Source organism: Cryobacterium cheniae (assembly GCF_004403395.1).
Taxonomy (GTDB): Bacteria; Actinomycetota; Actinomycetes; order Actinomycetales; family Microbacteriaceae; genus Cryobacterium; species Cryobacterium cheniae.
Genome location: NZ_SOGN01000034.1, coordinates 1 through 20,747, shown reverse-complemented (window position 1 = coordinate 20,747; position 20,747 = coordinate 1). Strand labels below are relative to the sequence as shown.

Sequence of the window (20,747 nt, the reverse complement as noted above, 5' to 3'; positions counted from 1 at the left end):
ATTGCCAATGCAGGCCCGCCTTCGGGTCTGCCTGAACGCCACTCAGGGAGACACATGTTTGAAGCGCTGCTCGACACCATCTTCGGTTTGCCCGTGCACCCCCTCGTGGTGCACGCCACGGAGGTCGTCGTTCCCACGGCTGCCCTCGTCGTCCTCGTCGCGGCGCTCTGGCCCCGGTTCCGCCGGTGGGCCAAGTTCCTGCCGCTGCTCCTGGCCCTCGCCGCCCTCGTTCTCGTTCCGCTGGCGACCGAATCCGGTCAAGCGCTCGAAAAGCGGGTCTCCGAGACCGCGCTGGTCGAGACGCACACCGAGATGGCCGAGGGGCTGCTGCCGTGGGTTGCCGGGCTGGTCGTCGTCGCCGCCCTGCTGCTCTGGTGGAACTACCGGGAGATCGTCGGCCGGACATCCGTCGCCCGCGCCCCGAAATGGGTCGCCATCGTGCTGGTCGTGGCCGCGCTGGGAGTGGCGACCGGCACCACCGTGCAGGCCATCCGCATCGGCCATAGCGGGGCCGCCTCCGTCTGGTCTGAGGTCGGGGGAGTGCCGGCGTCCACGGGCGGCGAAGACGAGGACTGAGCCGCGCCAGGCTCAGTCGGTCACAGCGCTGCCGGTGCGCAGAGCGGCGGCAACCTCGCGGGCCCACTCGGCCGCGCGCTCGAGCTCGCCGTCCACGAGCGGGCCGCCGTAGCCGTGCACGCGGAAGCTCCTCTGCTTGACCACGATCTCGAAGCCGAGGCTCTTCAGCTCCTGCTTCGCCGCCCGCGCCGCCGAACCCGGCACCCGCGGGGCGTTCGCACGGGTGTCGAAGGTCGCCGCCTTGACGCCCGGTGCCGAGGCGAGCTCGTTCAGCCATTCCCGGATGCCGTGGGTCGGTAGCCGGGGTGCGTCGTGCTGGCGCACGGCATCCTCCCGGGTATTGGGCCGCGTCATCGAGAAGGCGTGCGTCGGGCCGCCCACCATCACCAGGTCGAAGCCGTCCACGGATGCCGGTGCTGCGTCGGAGTCGACGACCTCCACCTCCATGGTGCTGCCGAGTTCGGCGGCGATCGCACGCGCGACCTTCTCCGTGTTGCCCCACTGGGATTCGTAGACGACGAGTGCTCGCATGATGACCTCCGGTTTCTTCCCAGAGTATGTCGATGGAACCGAACGGGGAACCGGGAGTCGCACACCTAGTCCGCGGTGGATGCCCGCTGCTCGGCGAGTTCGGTGAGCCGGGCGAGGGCCGGCGACCTGGCCGCGCATCTCCAGGAAGATGAAGTGCAGCTTGTCCATGCCGGGATCGACTGCTAGCTGGGGAAGGGCGCACCCTTGCGGGCGTAGTAGAACCAGGCGAGCCAGGTGCAGAAGACGCAGAACACGGCGCAGCCGACGAAGAACGCGGTCGGGCTGATGACGGTGAGCGAGATGCCCACGACGAACGGTCCGAAGGCCGCGATGGCGGATGTCCAGGCGATGGCGCCGCCGGCCTGACGCTTCGGGAAGATCATCGGCATCTGCTTGAACGTGCCGGCGTTGGCGAGCCCGGCGAAGAAGAAGATGGTCAGCATCCCGGTGAGGAAGCCCCAGAACTCGTTCACACTGGTCGGCGTGAGGTAGAAGGCGGTGAGGGTGGTGCCTGCCACCATGCCGAGACCGCCGACGAACGTGAAGATCGCGCCGCCCCACTTGTCGCAGAACGGTCCGCTTGCCGCTCGCACCAGGGCGCCGAGGACGGGGCCGATGAAGGCGAAGGCCAGCGGGTTCGGGGCATCCGGGAAGTCGCCGTAGACGTTGAGGATGATCAGGCCCATCTGGGCGGCCAGGCCGCTGTAGGCGCCGAAGCTCATCAGGTAGATGGCCGTCATGATCCAGGTGTGTTTGATCTGGAAGATGTCCATCTGCTGGCGGAAGTTGGCCGTGATCGGCACCCGGCGCAGGTACACCGCCGCCAGGACGACGGCGAGCAGGGCCCAGGGGACGAGTACCAGTCCGCCGTTGTGCAGCCAGACGAGGTCACCCTCGGCACTGCTCTGCGGGGTGAGGGCGGCGGTGCCGAGCAGGCCGAAGCCGACGACCCAGGGCAGGATCAGCTGCATCAGGCCGATGCCGAAGTTGCCGAGGCCCGCCTGCAGGCCCAGGGCAGTGCCGGCGAGTCGCTTCGGGAAGAAGTAGCTGGTCGACGCCATGAACCCGGAGAAGGTCCCGCCGCCGATGCCGGCCGCGAAGGCCAGGGCGAGCAGCACCCAGTAGGGCGTGGACGTGTCCCGGGCGGCGAGGGTCCAGCCGAGCATCGGGATCACGAGCAGGGCCGACGACATGGCGACCAGGTTTCGCGTGCCCATGATCGGCGGCAGGAACATGAAGACCAGGCGCAGCAGGCCGCCGGCGAGGCCGGGAAGGGCGACGAGCCAGTACAGCTGGCTGGGCGCGAGGGAGTAACCGATGTCGTTCAGTCGCGGGGCGATCGCGCTGACCAGGTACCACGCGGCAAAACTCAGCGTCAGGCTGAAGGTGGTGATCCACAGGGTGCGCCAGGCGAGTCCCGGATCCCAGGTTTCGTCATTCTCCGGATCCCAGTTGGACAGATCGGGTTTGAGCTTCGAGGCGAACTGCGGAGACGTTGCGACTGACATGGGCTTCCTCGGCTGGGTGCTGCCGGGCACACGGCCCGCGTAGCTTCCACCTTCGCGGTGCGGCCGGAATGCGACAACGGGTGAACGCCGTGAAAAATGAATCCGTCGGACCGGACCGGACCGAACCGAACCGGACCGAACCGAACCGAACCGGACCGAACCGAACCGAACCGGACCGAACCGGACCGAACCGAACCGAACCGAACCGAAACGGACCGAACCGAATCGAAACGGACCGGACCGGATGGGCCGGGCGTCAGCCGCCGGCGAAGGGCGGCAGCACGTCGACGGTGTCGCTGCCGGAGAGCGGCACCGCGTCATCCGTCGCCCGGGTGCCGTTCACGAGCAGGGAGCACCGGCCGAGGACGCGCTCGAACTCGGCGCCGTAGCGGGTCGTGAGCGCGGCGCGCAGGGCGCCGATCGTGGCGGCGTCGATGGTGGCCGCATCGACGGCGGCCGCCTCGGCCGCCGCGGCGAAGAAACGGATGCTCGCCATCAGCGGGTCCCTCCCGGCTGGTTGTTCGCCCAGCCGAGCGCGAGCCGGGTGGCCAGTGCGCTGGCGGCCTCGATGTCGGCGGCCGTGCCACCGTTCCGGGCCGCGGCCAGGCCGACCAGGAAGGTGCTGAGCGGGGCGGCGGGACGGGCCACGTTGTGGGCCACATCGCGGGCCACGTCCAGCAGCGTGCCCACGGGGACGTCGGCCGGATCGAGCCCGAGGGCGGCGGCGAGGGCCACGAGCCAGTCGTCCAGAGCCTCGGGCGGGAGCGGGGTCGAGGTGCTCATTCGGGATCACTCCTTATCGGTTCACTCATCGGTTCACTCATCGGTTTGCTCCGCGGTGGGGTGCTGGTCAGCAGAGCGGAACTTCTCTCCACATCCTGCCATGTGTCCACGTCGCTCCCGGCGCCGGTCTGGTCGCGGAGGCCCCGCAGCGTCAGAGGGGCCAGCAGCCCGCGCATGCTCGCGCCGTGCGCGTCGGCGCCGAGCCGGTGCGCGGCCGCCGTGAGGGGGGCCGGCCGGTAGATCCCCGCGAGCCACTGCGCGCGGCCGCCCGCATCCACCAGGTGCAGGCCGTGAACGGATGCCGGCAGCCCCGGGTCGGTCGCCGCCGGCACCAGCAGTCGGGCGGCATCCGCTGCCCAGGGCAGGTCGCAGGCGAGAAGCAGCACCCAGTCGGCGGGCCCGGTCGCGGTCACGCGCTGAAGCGCCGCGAGTCCGGCCGCGATCCCGGCGACCGGACCACCGAACGGAGGATCCTCGAGCGTCCAGGTCAGTGCGGCGGTGTCGTCGGTCGCGACGGCCGCGCGGGCCTCCTCGGGACCGACCACGACCACGTGTCGGGCCAGACCTCGGGCGTCCAGCACCCGGGAGAGCAGCGTGCGCCCGGCCACCTCGACTGCGGGTTTGACCGCGCCGTCGAGGCGGCGGGCGCGGCCGCCGGCCAGCACGATCAGGTCAACGATCAGGTCCTCGGTCATGGCTACGCGTTCGGGCGGTGCCAGTCGCCGGACTTGCCGCCGGTCTTCGTGATCAAACGCACGTTCTCGATCACAACGGACTTGTCGAGACCCTTGACCATGTCGACCACGGCGAGGGCGGCGACCGACACGGCGGTCAGCGCCTCCATCTCGACGCCGGTGCGGTCGGCGGTGCGCACGGTGGCCGTGACGCGCACCCCGGTGTCTTCGATGACGAGGTCGACGGCGGCGCCGTGCACCCCGATCACATGCGCGAGGGGGAGCAGGTCGGCGCATTTCTTGGCACCCTGGATGCCGGCGATCCGGGCCACGGCGAGCACATCGCCCTTCGGGGTGCTGCCGTCGCGGAGCGCGGCGATGACCGTCGGACCGCAGGCCACGAAGCCGGCGGCGGTGGCGCTGCGCACGGTGGGTTGCTTCTCGGTGACGTCGACCATGCGGGCCTGGCCGGCGGAATCGAGGTGTGTGAAGGGGTGTGCGGTCGTGTCGCGGATGCTCATGTCACCAGCATGACAGTGACCCGGTCACCTGCGGCAATGCGGGTCACGTTCTCCGGCACGATGGCCAGCCCGACGGCCTGAGCAAGCCCGGCGACGAGATGGGATCCCGACCCGCCGGCCGCGGCCCGGCGTGCCACGCTGCGGGTGCCCTCGCCCGCCAGGGTCACCGGCATGTACTGGGCCCGGCCGGGCGGAGAGGCCCAGCTCTCCCCGGCGGTCGCGGAGATCGTGGGGCGGAACAGCTCGGTGTGGCCGCCGAGACGGCGCAGGGCCGGCCGCACGAACACCTCGAACGACACGAAGGCGCTGACCGGGTTGCCGGGGAGGGCGAAGATGAGCGGCCCCGCCACGGTGCCGTCGGTGTTCTCGGCGGCCGCCTCGGACGGCCATCGGCCGAAGCCCTGGGGCTTGCCCGGCTGCATCTTGACGGGCCCGAACCGCACGGTGCCGAGCGGGGCGAGCACGGCCTTGACGACGTCGTACGCCCCCACGCTGACCCCGCCGGAGAGCACGATGGCGTCGACCGTGCCGGCCAGGCCGGCCAGCAGGCTGCGGAGGGTGTTCTCGTCGTCGGCGACCGCGCCGAGACGGATCGGCAGCCCGCCGGCCGCGGCGACGGCCGACGCGAGCAGGTAGGAGTTGGAGTCGGGGATCTGGCCGCGCCGGGTGGGCTCGCCGGGAGTGACGAGCTCGCTCCCGGTGGAGATCACGGCCACGCGCGGAGCCGGGTGCGCCTGCACCGACGAGGTACCGGCGCTGGCGGCCGCGGCCACCCGGGTCGGCCAGAGCACCGAGCCGCGGGTGAGCACGGTGTCGCCGGCGTGGGCGTCTTCCCCGGCGCGGCGGATGTGCGCGGCCGGCTGCGGCGCGCGCACGATCGTGACCGTGTCGGTGCCCTGATCGGTGTCCTCGATCGGCACCACGGCATCCGCCCCGTCGGGGATCGGCGCCCCGGTCATGATGCGGGCCACCTGCCCGGGCTGCAAATTCGGGTTCTGGCTGGTTCCGGCCGCGAGGTCGGCGACCACCGGCAGCGTGACCGGATGCTCCGCGGAGGCCTGCAGCAGGTCGGCGCGCTGCACGGCGTAGCCGTCCATGGCCGAGTTGTCGAAGGGGGGCGTGTCCGTCCTGCTGCGGACGTCCTCGGCCAGCACAAGACCCAGCGCCTCGTCGAGCGAGACCCGCCCGGGCGGCAGCGGGGAGACCGCGGCGAGCACGGCCGAGAGTTGGTCGGCGACGCTGCGGGCCGAGTCCGGCAGGGCGCAGCCGGAAGCGTCGTGCCCGTGCACGGTCAGTTCCTCGCCGTTGTCGACGATTCGCCGGCCCACTTGCTGCCCACGCCGGGAGCGGTCCGGGCGTCCACGGCGGCGTCCCACGCGACGATGCCGCCGGCAAGCAGGGTCAGGCCGGTGAAACCGGCCGCGGTGAGCGCGGTCGCGGCGCGGGCCGCGCGCGAGCCCTGATGGCAGTGCAGCACCAGCGGCACGTCCCGCGGCAGGGTCGCCATGCCCGCAGCGGTGAGCAACTCGCCGAGCGGCAGCAGGACGGCGCCCGGGATGGCGCTCTCGGTGTGCTCGTCGGGCTCGCGCACGTCGACGACCACGAACGGGTCTGTTCCGTCGGCGCGGGCGCCGAGCCGGGCCACGAGCTCCACCGGGGTCAGAGTCGGCCAGGCCGGAGCCGCGGCGGCCTCTGCGGCGGCGAGGGCCGCGGCCGGGTTCGGGTCGGCGGCGGCGATGCCGGTGCCGATCAGGGGCACCTCGGTGAATCGGCCCGAGAGCGCGTCGATCACGAGGATCCGCCCGATCAGCGGGTTGCCGATGCCGGCGATGAGTTTGATCGCCTCGGTGGCCATCAGTGAACCCACCTGGCCGCAGAGCGCGCCGAGCACGCCGGCCTCGGCGCAGTTGGGCACCTCACCCTCCTGGGGGGGAGTCGGGAACAGGTCGCGCAGGTGCACTCCGGTGAGGCCGCTGTCGGCCGGCGGGGTGGCCCAGAACACCGACAGTTGGGCGTCGAAGCGGAGAACGGATGCCCACACCAGTGGCAGGCCCAGCGCCGCGCAGGTGTCGTTGACCAGGAAACGGGTGGGGAAGTTGTCGGTGCCGTCGATGACCACGTCGTAGCCGCCGATGATCGCTGCGGCGTTGACGGCGTCGAGCCGTTCGGCGTGCTGCACGACCACGGCCTCCGGCGCGATCCGGGCGATCGACTCGGCGGCACTGACCACCTTGGGGCGTCCGACATCCGCCTGGCCGTGCACGATCTGGCGCTGCAGATTGCTGGGTTCGACGTCGTCGCCGTCGACGATGCCGATCGTGCCCACCCCGGCCGCGGCCAGGTAGACCAGTGCGGGGGAGCCCAGCCCGCCGGCGCCGAGCACGAGGACCCGGGCGTTGGCGAGGCGGCGCTGGCCGAGCTCGTTCAGCTGGGGCAGGCGGCGTTGGCGGGCGGTGCGAACGGATTCAGCGCCGCTGAGGCGGGCGATCGGTTCGACGAGGGGGGGAATGGCCATGCGTACCACGGTAGGCGCTGGCGGCGTCCGGTGCGTACCCGATGCCGGTCATCTGGCCGAGCCCCTTGAATTCCCAGCCGCGATGTAGTCCTCTAGGAGGGCAACAGGCACCAACTAGAAATTTCGATGCAGTCTCGCGCGGCCCGACGGGTCTCGCTTTGAGGGAAGCAAACAGGAACTAGGAAGGTACTTCATGACTGGGAACAGAGCAGTTGCCTACAAGAGCCCGGGGGTCGTCGAGGTCATCGACATCGACTATCCGACTTTCGAGCTGAAAGACGGTCCGGGGGTCAACCCGGCGAACGTGGGCCGCAAGGTGCCGCACGGTGTCATCCTCCGCACGGTCACCACCAACATCTGCGGCTCGGACCAGCACATGGTTCGTGGGCGCACGACCGCGCCGTCGGACCTCGTCCTCGGCCACGAGATCACCGGCGAGGTGGTCGAATGCGGACCCGACGTCGAGTTCATCAAGGTCGGCGACATCGTCTCGGTGCCGTTCAACATCTCCTGCGGCCGGTGCCGCAACTGTAAGGAGCGCAAGACCGGGATCTGTCTGAACGTCAACCCCGACCGGCCGGGCAGCGCCTACGGCTACGTGGACATGGGCGGCTGGGTCGGCGGCCAGGCCGAGTACGTTCTGGTGCCCTACGCGGACTGGAACCTCTTGAAGTTCCCGGACCGGGATCAGGCGCTGGAGAAGATCATGGACCTCACCATGCTCTCCGACATCTTCCCGACCGGTTTCCACGGAGCGTACAGCGCCGGCGTCGGGGTCGGGTCGACCGTCTACGTCGCCGGAGCCGGCCCGGTGGGTCTGGCCGCGGCGGCATCCGCCCAGCTGCTCGGGGCCGCCGTCGTCATCGTCGCCGACCTCAACGAGGACCGGCTGGCGCAGGCCCGCAGCTTCGGCTGCGAGACCATCGACCTGCGGAAGGGGGAACCGCAGGACCAGATCGAGCAGATCCTGGGGGAGCCCACGGTCGACTGCGGTGTGGATGCGGTCGGCTTCGAGGCCCGCGGCCACGGCAAGGACGCCGGTCAGGAGCGACCGGCCACGGTGCTGAACTCCCTCATGACGGTCACGGCGGCCGGTGGTGGCCTGGGCATCCCGGGGCTCTACGTCACCGGTGACCCGGGCGGGGTCGACGAGGCGGCGAAGGTCGGCTCGCTGTCCATCCGGCTGGGTCTCGGCTGGGCCAAGTCCCTCTCCTTCACCACCGGTCAGTGCCCGGTGATGAAGTACAACCGGGGCCTGATGATGGCGATCCTGCACGACAAGGTGCAGATCGCCCAGGCCGTCAACGCCCAGGCGATCAGCCTGGAGGATGCCCCGCGCGGGTACGCCGAGTTCGACGCCGGCAAGTCGGTCAAGTACGTGCTGAACCCGAACCAGTACATCAAGTAAACGCGATCGATTCGCGCGCAACACCTGCAACGAGACACCCGGCCGGCGGTTCGCCCCGGCCGGGTGTGCTTTTCTCACGCGGGGAGGGCATTTGTCACCGTCCCCCGGGATTCGTGCCGCACAGGGCGGCGGTTAGTGTGGAGAGATGATTGATCAGTTCCAACGTCCGTTGCACGATCTGCGTATCTCGGTGACGGACCGCTGCAACTTCCGCTGCGTCTACTGCATGCCCAAAGAGGTGTTCGGCAAGGACTTCGCGTTCATGGAGCGGGACGAACTGCTCTCCTTCGAGGAGATGACCCGGCTGGCCCGGATCAGCGTGGCGCACGGGGTCGAGAAGATCCGCCTCACCGGCGGTGAGCCGCTGCTGCGCAAGGGGATCGAGGAACTGGTGGCGATGCTGGCGGAGCTCCGCACCCCGGCCGGCCGCCCGATCGACATCGCCATGACCACGAACGGTTCGGTTCTGGCGCTGAAGGCCCAGGCCCTGAAAGACGCCGGGCTGGAACGCGTCACGGTGTCGCTCGACTCCCTCGACGACGCCACCTTCCAGACCATGAACGACGTGAAGTTCCCGGTCGCGAAGGTGCTGAACAGCCTCGACGTGGCCCACTCGGTGGGGCTCGGACCGATCAAGATCAACATGGTGCTCAAGCGCGGGCAGAACGACCAGGACATCGTCGCGATGGCACGCCACTTCAAGGGCACCCCGTACATCCTCCGCTTCATCGAATTCATGGACGTCGGCTCGAGCAACGGCTGGGAGATGGCCGACGTGGTGCCCTCGTCCGAGGTGGTGGCGCGCATCAACGCGGAACTGCCCCTGGACGAGGTGGCGCCCAATTACACCGGCGAGACCAGCCGCCGGTGGCGCTACCGCGACGGCGGCGGGGAGATCGGCGTCATTTCCAGCGTCACCCAGTCGTTCTGCCACTCCTGCTCCCGGGCGCGGGTTTCCACCGACGGCAAGTTGTTCACCTGCCTGTTCGCGACGGAGGGGCACGACCTGCGCGCCCTGATGCGCGGCGGCTGCACCGACGAGGAACTGTCCACCGTGATGGCGCAGATCTGGCGCGCGCGCACCGACCGCTACTCGGAGCTGCGCAGCGCCGAGACCGGCCAGCTGCGCGCATCCGGGAAGAAAAGAATCGAAATGTCGTATATCGGTGGGTGAATCACGATGAGCAGAATCACGGTGCGACGGAAGGTCGTGCGTCTGACGGTGGGCGGTACTCTCAGCACCCGCGAAGACGTGCTCGCGGTCGAAGAGCCGCTCGAGATCCGCGTGAACGGCCGCTCCCTCGCCGTCACGATGCGCACCCCCGGCAACGATTTCGACCTGGCCGCCGGGTTCCTGGTGTCGGAGGGCGTGATCACCCGGGGCGAGCACTTCGTCACGGCCCGGTATTGCGCCGGCGCCACCGTCGACGGGGTGAACACCTACAACGTGCTCGACGTGTCGCTCGCAGCCGGCGTCGCACCGCCCGACCCGAGCCTTGAGCGGTCGTTCCTGACGACCAGTTCCTGCGGTCTCTGCGGCAAGGCGAGCATCGACGCCGTGCGCACGAAGTCGGCGTTCCCGGTGGCGGCTGACCCGTTGCGGGTCGACGCGGCACTCCTGACGAGCTTCCCCGAGGCTCTGCGCGCCGCCCAGACCGTGTTCGAGAAGACCGGCGGCATCCACGCGGCCGCCCTCTTCGACGGGGCGACCGGACGGATGCTGGTGCTCCGCGAAGACGTCGGCCGCCACAACGCGGTCGACAAGGTCATCGGCTGGGCGGTGAAGGAAGACCTGCTGCCGCTCACCGGCACGGTGCTGATGGTGTCGAGCCGGGCGAGCTTCGAACTGGCACAGAAGGCGCTGATGGCCGGGATCCCGGTGCTCGCCGCCGTGTCGGCGCCGTCGTCGCTGGCCGCCGAGTTCGCGGACGAGGTGGGGATGACGCTGGTCGGGTTCCTGCGCGGCGAGTCCATGGTGATCTACGCGGGGGCCGCGCGCATCGAGAGCGGCGGCTGAACTAACCGCGCCCCACGGGTTCGACCACCCGCACGGTGCGCCAGGTGTCGATGGCGATCACGCAGCCCACCACCACCAGGGAGATCGAAACGGAGGCGAGGGCATCCGTGGTCCAGTGGTAGCCGAGGTACAGGCGGCTGAGGGCAGCGAGCACGACGCCGACCATGGCGAGCGCGAGGCCGAGGCCGGTGGCGCGCACGCTGGAACGGCGCGAGAGCACGAGGTAGGCGGTCACCAGCAGGAAGTCGGCCGCGCCCAGCACGTGGCCGGACGGGAAGGAGAAGGTGAGGTCCGTTCCGTACAGCATCAGGTCGATCGGCGGCCGCTCGCGGCCGATCGTGCGCCCGATGATCTGGGCCAGCACGACGCCGGTGGCCATGGCGCCGGCCAGCAGCAGCGGGCGCCAGGCGTGCCGGGTGAGAAGCCCCCAGCCGACGCAGACGACCAGCACGATCATCGGAAGTGCGATCGGCCCGAACACCACCGCCAGCACGATCATCACGGTCGTCAGAACGGGGGAGCGGGCCTCCAGCAGCCACTCCTGCACGGGGACGTCGATGGTGGTGACGCCACCGGCGCCCAGCACGCTCAGCAGCGTGAGCGTGAAGAAGACGGCGCCGGTACCCATGCAGGTGACCGCGGTGACCCGGAGGATGTGGCGGGAACCGGCATCCAGTTCCCGCGTTTCCACGACGTACCGGTCGTAGAACGTGCGCCACGGATGGGACGCCCGGCTCCGCCGGCGTTCGTCCTCGAGTGTCGCGGCCAGGGGTGCCCAGATCGCCAGCGCGATGCCGATCACGAGCAGCACCGCCCCGATGGTGTCGGTCAGCCAGTGCGCGCCCAGGTACGTGCGGCTGAACATCATCGTGACCGTGTACACCACCCCCGCCAGCCACACCCACCAGACCGGAACGAGCAGCGCCAGGACCATCGCCGGTATCGCCGCATTGGCGACATGCCCGGAGGGGAACGACCCGAAATCAACGCTGACCAGGATGTCTTCGAGGTCTTGCGGGCGGTCCCGGCCGAACAGCAATTTGAGGAGCCGCACGGCGCCACCGGAGACCACGGTAACCAGGAGGGCGTACCCCGCGGCCCAGGGGCGTTTCAGGAACACCAGGAGGCCGATCAGCAGAACGGGCACGACGACGGAGGCGACGAGACCGCCGCCCAGGCCGTTCATCACGAGGGCGATGAAATCCCAGACCGGTGCCCGGATGACCGACATGGCCGTCATCCACCCGGTGTCCAGGGCGAACGGAGTGTCGTCCTGGGCGATGACCCTGCCCAGACCCACCGCGAGCGCCACGGCGACGAGCCCGCCGAGCAGCGGCCACCAGCGGGTGGCCCGCCGGGCCCCGGTGTTTTCGGTCAGGTCCCTGCTCACGTCGCTGCTCACGTCCCGGTTCATGCCGGCGGCGCCGAATTCGCGCCCTCGTGCGGGATGAACCGCACCGACATGGCCTTGTAGCCGGGGGTGTTCGACTCCCGGGCCACGAGCTCGCGGTGCATCAGGGCGTTCGCCTCGGGGAAGTACGCCGCCGCACAGCCCCGCGGGGTGGGATAGACCACCAGGCGGAACTCGTCGGCGCGGCGCTCCTCGCCCTGGAAGGTGCTGATCACGTCGACCATGTCGCGGTCCGCGAAGCCCAGGTCGGTGGCGTCGTCCTGGTGGATCAGGATGACCCGGCGGCCGTCGGCGATACCGCGGTAGCGGTCGTCCAGCCCGTAGAACGTGGTGTTGTACTGGTCGTGGCTGCGCATGGTCTGCAGGATCAGGTGTCCGGCCGGCGGGGTGAGGTACTCGAGCGGGCTGACCGTGAACCGGGCCCGGCCGATGTCGGTGGCGAAGCTGCGGGTGTCGCGCGGCGGGTTGGGCAGCACGAAGCCGTTCTTCGTCTTCAGGCGTGTGTTGAAGTCCGCGAAGCCCGGCAGCACGCGGGCGATGTGGTCGCGGACGACGTCGTAGTCCTCCGCCATCGCCTTCCAGTCGACCGGGTGGTCCTCGCCGAGGGTGGCGGTGGCCATACGGGCGATGATCACCGGTTCGGCGAGCAGGTGCTCAGAGACCGGCTTCAGCCGGCCCTGGGTGGTGCGCACCACGGACATGGAGTCCTCCACGGAGAGCACCTGGCGGCCGCCCGGATGCTTGTCATCGGTGTCCGTGCGGCCGAGCGTCGGCAGGATCAGCGAGGTGAGCCCGTGCACCACATGGGAACGGTTCGGCTTGGTCGACACGTGCACGGTCAGGCCCACCCGCTGCAACGCGGCCCCGAGGGCCTCGGTGTCAGAGGCCGCGAGCGCGAAGTTCCCGCCCATCGACACGAACACGTCGACGTCGTCGTTCTCGAACGCCTCGACCGTGTCGACCGAGTCGAGGCCGTGCGTGCGCGGGGACTCGATGCCGAATTCCCTGTCCAGTGCGGCGAGCATCGGCTCCTTGGGCTTCTCCCACACGCCCATGGTGCGATCACCCTGCACGTTGGAGTGGCCGCGCACCGGGCAGGCGCCGGCGCCCGGCTTGCCGAAGTTTCCCTGCAGCAGGAGCAGGTTGATGATTTCCTTGAGGGTGTTCACGGAGTGCGGCTGCTGGGTGAGGCCGAGCGCCCAGCAGATGATGGTGGCCTTGGATTTCACCATCATCCGGGCGACCGTCGCGATCTCCAGCCGGGACAGCCCCGTCGCCGCCTCGGTCTCGTCCCAGTCGATGGTCTTGCGGGCGGCCCGGTAGGCGTCGAAGCCGTCCGTGTTGGCCGCGACGAACTCGTGGTCGACCACGGAGCCGGGTACGCGTTCCTCTTCCTCGAGCAGCAGGTGGCCGAGTGCCTGGAACAACGCCAGGTCGGCGCCGACCTTGATCTGCAGGAACTCGTCGGCCAGGTTCGTGCCGCCGCCGACGAGGCCCTTCGGTGTCTGCGGGTCCTTGAAGTTGAACAGCCCGGCCTCCGGCAGCGGGTTCACGGCGACGATCTTGCCGCCGTTGTCCTTGCATTCGGCCAGGGCCGACAGCATCCGCGGGTGGTTCGTGCCCGGGTTCTGCCCGACGACGAAGATCAGTTCGGCCTGGTGGATGTCCTCCAGGGAGACCGTGCCTTTGCCGATGCCGATGGTGGGGTTCAGGGCGGAGCCGGACGACTCGTGGCACATGTTCGAACAGTCCGGGAGGTTGTTCGTGCCGATCGAGCGGGCGAACAGCTGGTACATGAACGCCGACTCGTTGGCCGTGCGACCGGAGGTGTAGAAGACGGTGCGCTCGGGCGTCGTCGCCCGGATCCGCTCGCCGATGAGCTCGAAGGCGTCGTTCCAGGAGATCTGGGAGTAGTGCGTGTCACCGGGACGGATGACCACCGGATGCGTGATGCGGCCCTGGTTGCCGAGCCAATACTCGGTCTTCGTGGCGAGCTCCTCGATCGAGTGCTCGGCCCAGAACGCCGGGGTCACGGTGCGGAGGGTGCTCTCCTCGGCGACGGCCTTGGCGCCGTTCTCACAGAACTCCGCCGTCTTGCGGTGACCCTGCGATTCCGGCCACGCGCAGCCGGGGCAGTCGGTGCCGTCCCGCTGATTGAGGCGCAGGAGCGCCTTCGCGGTGCGGGGCACGCCGGCCTGCGCGAACCCGCGATCGAGCGCCACCAGAACAGCCTCCACCCCGGCCGCGGTCTTCTTCGGCTTCTTGACGCTCAATTCGGCTTCGTTGATGTCCTCGATCGGAGCGCGTCGTGTCATGACTCCATCCTGCTCCATCCTGCTCATTCACAGGGTGTTCCGACATCGGCCCCGTGTATGTTCGGAGCGGATCGCTTGAATCGGACGAGAGTGAGAGCACCGTGGGAACCCATACGACGCTGGACGCGATGCGGCAGACGCGGTCGATTCTGGACGGCATCCGCTGCGCCGACGACTTGACGATCGCAGCGAGCCGCGACGGCGGGGTTCGCGCCGTCCGCCTGCTCGCGCAGGCCGCGACCGACCCCGGTGACCAGTTGACCGCGATCGCGGCCATCCACTCGCTCGGCCAGGTGTTCGACGAGTCCGCGGACGACGTGCTCGTGTCGCTGCTCACCCACGATTCCCGTTTCATCCGCGAGCACGCGGCCTGGGCGTTCGGCGCCCGGCTGCCCCGGTTCGCGGCGCTCTCCGGGCTGCTGAGCATGGTCGTCGACGGCGGCTTCTCCGGCATGATCGCCCAGCGCACGCTCGAGCAGTGGAGCTCATCGGTGCCGGAGCACGTGGCGCTCGCCCTTGAGGGCACGCTGATCGGCGTGCACGAGTGCGGCGCCCGCGCCCGTCTGGTCGAGACGATGGGCCTCATCGTCGGGCGGATCCCCGAACGGTTGCTGCGCCGCGTCGCCGTCGACGAGTCCGAGCCGGACGAGGTGCGCGCGGCCGCGATCGCGGCCCTCGGCGACCTGGGGCCGAACGACGCCAACATCAGCATCGTCAGCGACCTCTCGCAGGGCAGCGGGGTGCTCGCCGACCTGGCCCGGCTCGCCCTGATCGACCTGACCGTGCCGACCTACCCGCGCCCGCCGTGGAGCCAGGGGCTCACGGTGGCCCAGCTGTTCCTGCACGCCGACATCGACCGCGAGCTCAGCCAGGTGGGGGCCGGCGACAACGGCGGCATCGCCACGCTGCTCGTGCGCCTGGGCGACGCGCTCGTCTCCGGCGGCGGCGGTGTTCGCAGTGGCACCGAGCGCGGCGGATCCGTCGAGCGGGTGCTCACCCTCTCCCGGGGCGGCTTCGCCGGCGGACTCGGCTGCCTGTCCGAGGTCGGCTCCACTCTCGCGGGGCACGCCTTCGCGACCGTGCCCTTCCTGGGCGAACCCGTGGCCTCGGTCGACGCCTGGCCGCGGCGGATTGCGACCGAGCGCGGCATCCGTCGCATTCTGCGCGCCGCCGGCACCGTTGACGCGATCCATCTGCGGATGGCCGACATCGGCACGCTGGCCGCCTCCACCGTGGCCCGCGAACTGGACATCCCGATCGTGTTCACGGTCGCCCCCGACCCGCACAGCGTCATCCACTCCCTCGACACCTCCGGGGCGCTCACCCGGGCGAACTTCGGCACGGTCGACGAGACCGAGCACTTCTGGTTCCGGGCCCGGCTTGTGCAGCGGCTGGCAGCGGATGCCGCGCACACCGTGCTCTTCCCGCGGCCCGAGCTGCGGCGCGACATGCGCGACCTCGTCGGAATCGACATCCGGCAGCATCCGGAACGCCACTCCGTGATCGCGGAGGGCATCGACCTCGCCATGATCGAGCGTGCCCTGGCGGACGCCCGCCTCACCGCCGACCCGTCCGCCGCACCCCCGTCCGCCGCACCCCCGTCCGCCGCACCCCCGTCCGCCGATGGGACCGGCGCGACCAGCGCGACCGGCGCGGCGGCGCTGGCTGAACTGGACGACCTGCTCGCCACCCTCCCGCCGAGCCGGCGCGGCCTTCCGTTGGCCGTCACCGTCGGGCGGCTGCACCGGGTCAAGGGCATGGCAGCCCTGGTCCAGGCGTGGGCCGCGGATGCCGACCTGCGCGCCCGCTGCAACCTGCTCATCCTCGGCGGGGACCTGGACTCCCCGTCGCTCGACGAGAAAAGCCAGCTGGATCAGATGAACGCGGTCGTCGACCCGGGCGAGGCCGCCGGTCAGGGTTTGCTGCTCGCCGGGCACCGCACCAACGACACCGCCCTGCACTGGCTGGCCGCGGCCCGGTACGGCCGGCCCGGACTTGCGGCGCCCCATGGGGTGTATGTCTGCGCGAGCATGAAGGAAGAATTCGGGATCGCCCTGCTCGAGGCCATGGCGACCGGCCTCACGGTGGTCGCCCCGAATTCCGGCGGCCCGGCCACCTATGTGGAGCACGGAGTGACGGGTTTCCTCGTCGACACCGGCAACCGGGCGTCCCTGGCCGGGGGGATCAGCGCGGCCCTGCAGCTGGCGTCCGGCCCCCTCGGCCCGGAGTACGCCGACCGGGCCGGGGAGATGGTGTCCCGGTCCTTCACGATCCAGGCCATGGCGGACACGTTGACGCGGGTCTACCGCGACGTTGCCGACACCAACGAGTCGGGCGCGTACCTGGTGAGCGTTTCATGACGCTGCTGATCATCAGCCCGGACTACGCCTCGCACCTGTTCCCGCTGGCGACGCTGGGCACCGCCTGGCGCGAAGCCGGGGAACGGGTCGTGGTGGCCAGCGGTCCGGCCACCGCCGAGATCGTGGCCGCGTTCGGCTTCGAGCGCGTGCACCTGCAGCTGGGGCGCGGCTCGAACCCGGGCACGATCCGCGCCGAGGAGCAGCCGACGGGTGAGGATGACGCGCTCCGCGGGTTCTTCGACGCCACCCGGCGCGGCATGGTCGAGACACTCACCTTCCAGGCCGAGGCCCGCAGCAGCGACCTGCTCTGGAACCCGGTGGAGGTGGCCCGCGCGGTGCAGCTCATCGTGGCGGAGGTGCAACCCGACCACGTCATCGTCGACCATCTGGCCTTCAGCGCGCGCCTCGCGTTGATCAGTGCGGGCATCCGTCACGCCGACGTGGTGCTCGGCCATCCCTCGGCCCTGCCCGTGGGCGCGGAGGTCTACGGCTTCCCGCCGGAGTGGCCGCTCGCCTTCGCGCCCGACACCGACGACCTCGGTGCACTGCGGGCGATCTGCGAGAGCGTGCGGGACGCGTTCACCACCCAGTGGAACGACGCCCTGCGGGTTCTCGACCCGGCCGCGACGCCGAGCGCGGATGCCTTCATGGAGTCCGGGGACATCCTGCTGCTCAATTACCCGGCCGAACTGCACTCCGCCGCGCGGGGCGAGCTGTTGCCGGCGCACGCCTTCCTCGGCTCGGCCGTGCGCCAGGAGGCCGCGGACGGGGAGGTGGATGCCTGGCTCGCCACGGACAGCGACCTGCCCATCGTCTACGTCAGTTTCGGCAGCTTCCTGTCGGTGCGCGGGGACGTTCTCGCCCGGGTGGCCGAGGCGCTCCGCACACTCGAGGTGCGGGTCGCCGTCGCCACCGGGGCCACCGATCCGAGCGAGCTCGGTCCGATCCCCGACTCGTGGCTCGTGCGCGCTTTTTTGCCGCAGGTCACCCTGCTGGAGCGCTCGGTGCTGGCGGTGTCGCACGGCGGCAACAACAGCGTCACCGAGGCCATGACGTCGGGGGTGCCGCTGCTGCTGCTGCCCTTCTCCACCGACCAGTTCGCCGGGGCCGCCGCGGTCGAGGCAGCCGGATTCGGGCTGGCCCTCGCGCCGAACACGGTCACGGCCGATGAGCTCCGGGTCGCCATGGCCGAGCTGCTTGCGCTCGACGGGGGCGCACGGCGGAGCCTGGACCGGTTGAGCTCGTCGCTGCGGGGCGGGGCCGGGCCCAAGCGCGCGTACGCGGCGCTGCGGGCGGTGCCGGCCGAGCTGTAGATTCCCGGAGCCGGAGCCGGAGCCGGAGCGGGAGCGGGAGCCGGAGCCGGAGCCGGAGCCGGAGCCGGAGCGGGAGCGGGAGCCGGAGCCGGAGCCGGAGCGGGGCTGCGGGCGGTGTCAGACGTCGATCGCGTAGACCAGGGACTCCTGCACCATGCCGAACCAGTCGTAGACGTCGTGCAGGAAGGGTGCCTCGTCGTCGCTCCGCTGCGGCACCCCGTCGGGCCCGATCTCGAGGCGTTCGGCGAGGGTGAGACGCAGGTCGGTGAGCGTGCGCAGCCAGGACTGCACGTCGTCGGCGTCGAGGTCGATGGTCACCGGCTGTTCTTCGGCATCGGCGGCGGCGTGCAGGGCGGCGTCGTCCGGTTCGTCGGCGACCTCGTCGAGGGGTTCCTCGCCGAGTGTCGCGAGCACGCACCGGGCGTTCCGCACCTTGCGCTCCAACAGGTCGTCGGCGGTGAACCGGCGGAATTCTGCGGCGGCATCCGTGTCGTCGATGTAGGCATCAGGCAACAGTCGACGCAGGGCCGGGTCGCCGGATGTGCCGACCGCGTGGCTTTCGGCGGCTTCCAGCAGTTCGATCAGCTGGCTCGCGGCCAGGCGCAGCAGACCGACCTCGACGGGCTCGAACCGTCCCGTCACGCGGCCGGCATTCTCTCCGGCCTGCATGAACTGCATCACGAGTCGGCCTTGGCGAGGGTGGCCCACAGGCCGTAGCCGTGCATGGCCTCGACGTGGCGTTCCATCGCTTCCCGGTTGCCGGTGGCGACGACGGCCTTCCCGGTGTTGTGCACCTGCAGCATCAGGCGTTCGGCTTCCTCGGCGGAGACGCCGAAGTAGCTGCGAAACACGTAGGAGACGTAGGACATCAGATTCACCGGGTCGTCCCAGACGATGGTGATCCAGGGGCGATCGAGGGACACGGCGCCCCGCAGATCGAGTCGTTCGTCAGTCTTCGGCACAGGTTAAGCCTCACACGGAGCCGGCACAATTCCAACCGGGCTGGGTCGGTCAGGGTGCGTGGTGCGGGCGGCCGGCGGCGTGGCCGACGGCGGTGACGAGGAGGGTGATCACCGCCGACAGGGCGACGCCCCAGGCGATGCCCTGGGTCAGCAGCAGCGCCCCGACTCCTGCTCCCATCAGGATGAGCACGATGGCGGCCAGCCTGCGGAACCAGGGCTGGCCCTTGCCGCCGCCGAGCCGGGAGTCCGCCGCGAAACCGGTGATGGTCGAGGTGACGACGACGGTCGTGACATCCTTCACCCCGATGTGGCGGGCGACGGCGGCCTGGAGCCCCATCACGGCGGCCAGCGACCCGGTGATCGCGAGGTCGAAGGGCTGGGGCGGCACGCCGCCGCCGGCGAAGAGCACCATCGCCAGGGCCAGCATGATCAGGCCCTGCGCGCCGAACAACACGGTGGCGTGCGTGGTCCAGCCGATGGCGACCGGGCGCAGCACGCGTCCGCCGACGGCGGCGCCGAGCATGAAGGTGAACAGGGCGAGCAGCGGCCCGGCGACGGGCAGGCCGGGGGCACCCGCGATGGCCATTCCGAGGATGACGACGTTGCCGGTCATATTGCCCGTGAAGACCTTGTCGAGGCCGAGGTAGCCCACGGCATCCGCCACGCCCGTGGAGAAGGTGAGGGCCAGCATCAGGCCCAGGTGCAGGTTGGCGGGATGGCGGCGGAGGATCTCGAGCACGGGGGTCCTAACGGAGGGCGCGTCTGCAGGGGTGCTGACCCGGGTGCCGGGCACGTGGTCCCCATGATTCCACGGATGTCGGGCACTTCCGCGCACGCGGGCGTGGTGGTCTGTCCGGTGAGTTTCGCGGCTCCGTCGCGGCTCCGTCGCGGCTCAGTCGCGCGTGTCGACGTCGAGCCCGGTCTCGAGGTCGGCGCAGTCGACCAGCCGGGTTTCGTGGGACTGCAGGTAGGGTCGGGCACCGGTGTCGCCGGTGACGGTGCCGATCAGTGCGGCCCAGTGTGCCCGCCCGATCACCACCGGGTGACCCGGACGGGCGTTGAAGCTTGCCTGCCGCAGCGTGTGCGAACCGACCGGCGCCGTGTCGGCGGCCGTGTCGGGATTCGTGTCGGCATTCGTGTCGGCATTCGTATCACCGGGCAGAGTGCCGATCAGTCGGGCGACCGTGCTCGGCCGAAGGCCCGGGACATCGACCGGAACGACCGCCACAGCGACCGGCGCGCTCGACAGGGCGATTGCCTTCCGGAGGCCCGCCCGCAGGGACGCGGAGAGTCCCTCTGCCCAGTCGTCGGCCAGGGCGACGACGACCGCCGGGGTGAGGCCGGATTCGTCGAGCAGGGCTCGGGCCTCTGCTGCTTCGGCCCCGAGCACGACGATCACCGGCGAGCAGCCGGCATCCGTGAGCGTGCGGATCGTGCGCACCAACCAGGGGCGACCGTCGTCGCCCCGCGCAAGCGCTTTCGGCATCCCGTAGCGGGAGCCCGCGCCGGCCGCGAGCACGAGGCCGGCGACCGGTGCGCGAGAGGTGGACATGCCTGCCATCGTAGGGCGGTGCGGGCCTCTGCTGGTCGAACCTCCCGCTGGTCGAACCTCCCGCTGGTCGAACCCGTCAAGACCCCGGCGAGCCGATCCCGGGAACTCACGTTGACGCTGGTCGAGCCTGTCGGGACCCGAGTCGCGGACTTGCCTTCCGAGTCCCCGCCCGATGGCCGGCTGCTGGCCGCCAGGTGCGGCGGGGGTCGTAGCAGAAGGGTGCCCGGACTTCGGGTTTGCCGCGGATCATGCGGATTTCCCAGCCGGAGGTGTCGATGCTGTGGTGGTGGTACCAGCAGAG

General features: G+C 70.4%; 20 protein-coding genes. 6 read left to right on the top strand and 14 right to left on the bottom strand.

Annotation, left to right across the window (positions count from 1 at the left end):
* The first annotated feature begins 54 nt into the window (after nt 1–54).
* Nucleotides 55–576, top strand: coding sequence for a DUF2231 domain-containing protein (locus tag E3T23_RS06080; protein ID WP_134369491.1), 522 nt, complete (start codon nt 55–57; stop codon nt 574–576).
* Nucleotides 577–588: 12 nt separating this feature from the next.
* Here E3T23_RS06080 and E3T23_RS06075 read toward each other — a convergent pair whose 3' ends face one another.
* The 8 genes from E3T23_RS06075 to E3T23_RS06040 form a co-directional block, all read right to left on the bottom strand.
* On the bottom strand, nt 589–1,107 hold the full coding sequence (locus E3T23_RS06075; RefSeq protein ID WP_134369490.1) for a flavodoxin family protein: 519 nt from the start codon (nt 1,105–1,107) through the stop codon (nt 589–591).
* Between the two features lie 182 nt (nt 1,108–1,289).
* A complete protein-coding gene (locus E3T23_RS06070; RefSeq protein ID WP_134369489.1) occupies nt 1,290–2,615 on the bottom strand; it encodes an MFS transporter in 1,326 nt (441 codons plus the stop codon).
* 256 nt (nt 2,616–2,871) lie between these two features.
* Nucleotides 2,872–3,111 (bottom strand): MoaD/ThiS family protein, encoded by a 240-nt coding sequence (locus E3T23_RS06065; protein WP_134369488.1) that lies wholly within the window; start codon nt 3,109–3,111, stop codon nt 2,872–2,874.
* On the bottom strand, nt 3,111–3,398 hold the full coding sequence (locus E3T23_RS06060) for a DUF6457 domain-containing protein (protein WP_174843843.1): 288 nt from the start codon (nt 3,396–3,398) through the stop codon (nt 3,111–3,113). Before E3T23_RS06060 ends, E3T23_RS06065 begins: the two co-directional genes overlap by 1 nt.
* Nucleotides 3,395–4,093, bottom strand: coding sequence for a molybdenum cofactor guanylyltransferase (mobA, locus tag E3T23_RS06055; protein ID WP_241977662.1), 699 nt, complete (start codon nt 4,091–4,093; stop codon nt 3,395–3,397). Before mobA ends, E3T23_RS06060 begins: the two co-directional genes overlap by 4 nt.
* 2 nt (nt 4,094–4,095) lie before the next feature.
* Nucleotides 4,096–4,593, bottom strand: a complete 498-nt coding sequence (gene moaC, locus E3T23_RS06050) for a cyclic pyranopterin monophosphate synthase MoaC (RefSeq protein ID WP_134369487.1) — start codon at nt 4,591–4,593, stop codon at nt 4,096–4,098.
* Complete coding sequence (locus E3T23_RS06045) at nt 4,590–5,921, bottom strand: molybdopterin molybdotransferase MoeA (protein WP_338145446.1); 1,332 nt, start codon at nt 5,919–5,921, stop codon at nt 4,590–4,592. The genes moaC and E3T23_RS06045 overlap by 4 nt, the downstream gene beginning before the upstream one ends.
* Nucleotides 5,885–7,108: a ThiF family adenylyltransferase gene (locus E3T23_RS06040; RefSeq protein WP_134369486.1), complete on the bottom strand. Its 1,224-nt coding sequence runs from the start codon at nt 7,106–7,108 to the stop codon at nt 5,885–5,887. Before E3T23_RS06040 ends, E3T23_RS06045 begins: the two co-directional genes overlap by 37 nt.
* Before the next feature lie 193 nt (nt 7,109–7,301).
* Between E3T23_RS06040 and fdhA the strand changes: the two genes are divergently transcribed.
* From fdhA to fdhD, 3 genes are all read left to right on the top strand, one after another.
* On the top strand, nt 7,302–8,516 hold the full coding sequence (gene fdhA, locus E3T23_RS06035) for a formaldehyde dehydrogenase, glutathione-independent (protein WP_134369485.1): 1,215 nt from the start codon (nt 7,302–7,304) through the stop codon (nt 8,514–8,516).
* A 145-nt stretch (nt 8,517–8,661) separates the two neighbouring features.
* Nucleotides 8,662–9,690 carry a GTP 3',8-cyclase MoaA gene (gene moaA / locus E3T23_RS06030; RefSeq protein ID WP_134369484.1) on the top strand — a complete coding sequence of 343 codons (1,029 nt, stop codon included), beginning with the start codon at nt 8,662–8,664 and terminating at the stop codon, nt 9,688–9,690.
* Nucleotides 9,691–9,696: 6 nt separating this feature from the next.
* A complete protein-coding gene (gene fdhD / locus E3T23_RS06025) occupies nt 9,697–10,533 on the top strand; it encodes a formate dehydrogenase accessory sulfurtransferase FdhD (protein ID WP_134369483.1) in 837 nt (278 codons plus the stop codon).
* Nucleotide 10,534: 1 nt separating this feature from the next.
* On the opposite strand, the gene E3T23_RS15635 is transcribed toward fdhD, so the two are convergent.
* Together E3T23_RS15635 and E3T23_RS06015 are read right to left on the bottom strand one after the other, a co-directional pair.
* Nucleotides 10,535–11,935 (bottom strand): phosphatase PAP2 family protein, encoded by a 1,401-nt coding sequence (locus tag E3T23_RS15635; protein WP_241977660.1) that lies wholly within the window; start codon nt 11,933–11,935, stop codon nt 10,535–10,537.
* An 8-nt stretch (nt 11,936–11,943) separates the two neighbouring features.
* Nucleotides 11,944–14,259: an FdhF/YdeP family oxidoreductase gene (locus E3T23_RS06015; RefSeq protein WP_241977658.1), complete on the bottom strand. Its 2,316-nt coding sequence runs from the start codon at nt 14,257–14,259 to the stop codon at nt 11,944–11,946.
* A 101-nt stretch (nt 14,260–14,360) separates the two neighbouring features.
* Here E3T23_RS06015 and E3T23_RS06010 point away from each other — a divergent pair, with 101 nt between their 5' ends.
* Together E3T23_RS06010 and E3T23_RS06005 are read left to right on the top strand one after the other, a co-directional pair.
* Nucleotides 14,361–16,619: a glycosyltransferase gene (locus tag E3T23_RS06010; RefSeq protein ID WP_134369481.1), complete on the top strand. Its 2,259-nt coding sequence runs from the start codon at nt 14,361–14,363 to the stop codon at nt 16,617–16,619.
* Nucleotides 16,616–17,932, top strand: coding sequence for a glycosyltransferase (locus tag E3T23_RS06005; RefSeq protein ID WP_134369480.1), 1,317 nt, complete (start codon nt 16,616–16,618; stop codon nt 17,930–17,932). Before E3T23_RS06010 ends, E3T23_RS06005 begins: the two co-directional genes overlap by 4 nt.
* Nucleotides 17,933–18,049: 117 nt before the next feature.
* Here E3T23_RS06005 and E3T23_RS06000 read toward each other — a convergent pair whose 3' ends face one another.
* The 4 genes from E3T23_RS06000 to E3T23_RS05985 all read right to left on the bottom strand — a co-directional run bounded on the left by E3T23_RS06000 (nt 18,050) and on the right by E3T23_RS05985 (nt 20,446).
* Nucleotides 18,050–18,610, bottom strand: coding sequence for a DUF2017 family protein (locus tag E3T23_RS06000; protein WP_241977668.1), 561 nt, complete (start codon nt 18,608–18,610; stop codon nt 18,050–18,052).
* Entirely contained in the window at nt 18,610–18,894 is a 285-nt protein-coding gene (gene clpS, locus E3T23_RS05995; RefSeq protein WP_241977656.1) for an ATP-dependent Clp protease adapter ClpS, read from the bottom strand. The genes E3T23_RS06000 and clpS overlap by 1 nt, the downstream gene beginning before the upstream one ends.
* Before the next feature lie 49 nt (nt 18,895–18,943).
* On the bottom strand, nt 18,944–19,633 hold the full coding sequence (locus E3T23_RS05990; RefSeq protein WP_338145445.1) for a YoaK family protein: 690 nt from the start codon (nt 19,631–19,633) through the stop codon (nt 18,944–18,946).
* Nucleotides 19,634–19,786: 153 nt separating this feature from the next.
* Entirely contained in the window at nt 19,787–20,446 is a 660-nt protein-coding gene (locus E3T23_RS05985) for a nucleotidyltransferase family protein (protein ID WP_134369478.1), read from the bottom strand.
* Between the last annotated feature and the right edge of the window lie 301 nt (nt 20,447–20,747).

Excerpts from the sequence above, each read along its gene's own strand:
- E3T23_RS06080 (WP_134369491.1), top strand. The coding sequence starts at position 55 with ATGTTTGAAGCGCTGCTCGACACCATCTTCGGTTTGCCCGTGCACCCC.
- E3T23_RS06075 (WP_134369490.1), bottom strand. The coding sequence starts at position 1,107 with ATGCGAGCACTCGTCGTCTACGAATCCCAGTGGGGCAACACGGAGAAG.
- E3T23_RS06070 (WP_134369489.1), bottom strand. The coding sequence starts at position 2,615 with ATGTCAGTCGCAACGTCTCCGCAGTTCGCCTCGAAGCTCAAACCCGAT.
- E3T23_RS06065 (WP_134369488.1), bottom strand. The coding sequence starts at position 3,111 with ATGGCGAGCATCCGTTTCTTCGCCGCGGCGGCCGAGGCGGCCGCCGTC.
- E3T23_RS06060 (WP_174843843.1), bottom strand. The coding sequence starts at position 3,398 with ATGAGCACCTCGACCCCGCTCCCGCCCGAGGCTCTGGACGACTGGCTC.
- mobA (WP_241977662.1), bottom strand. The coding sequence starts at position 4,093 with ATGACCGAGGACCTGATCGTTGACCTGATCGTGCTGGCCGGCGGCCGC.
- moaC (WP_134369487.1), bottom strand. The coding sequence starts at position 4,593 with ATGAGCATCCGCGACACGACCGCACACCCCTTCACACACCTCGATTCC.
- E3T23_RS06040 (WP_134369486.1), bottom strand. The coding sequence starts at position 7,108 with ATGGCCATTCCCCCCCTCGTCGAACCGATCGCCCGCCTCAGCGGCGCT.
- fdhA (WP_134369485.1), top strand. The coding sequence starts at position 7,302 with ATGACTGGGAACAGAGCAGTTGCCTACAAGAGCCCGGGGGTCGTCGAG.
- moaA (WP_134369484.1), top strand. The coding sequence starts at position 8,662 with ATGATTGATCAGTTCCAACGTCCGTTGCACGATCTGCGTATCTCGGTG.
- fdhD (WP_134369483.1), top strand. The coding sequence starts at position 9,697 with ATGAGCAGAATCACGGTGCGACGGAAGGTCGTGCGTCTGACGGTGGGC.
- E3T23_RS06015 (WP_241977658.1), bottom strand. The coding sequence starts at position 14,259 with ATGACACGACGCGCTCCGATCGAGGACATCAACGAAGCCGAATTGAGC.
- E3T23_RS06005 (WP_134369480.1), top strand. The coding sequence starts at position 16,616 with ATGACGCTGCTGATCATCAGCCCGGACTACGCCTCGCACCTGTTCCCG.
- E3T23_RS06000 (WP_241977668.1), bottom strand. The coding sequence starts at position 18,610 with ATGCAGTTCATGCAGGCCGGAGAGAATGCCGGCCGCGTGACGGGACGG.
- E3T23_RS05985 (WP_134369478.1), bottom strand. The coding sequence starts at position 20,446 with ATGTCCACCTCTCGCGCACCGGTCGCCGGCCTCGTGCTCGCGGCCGGC.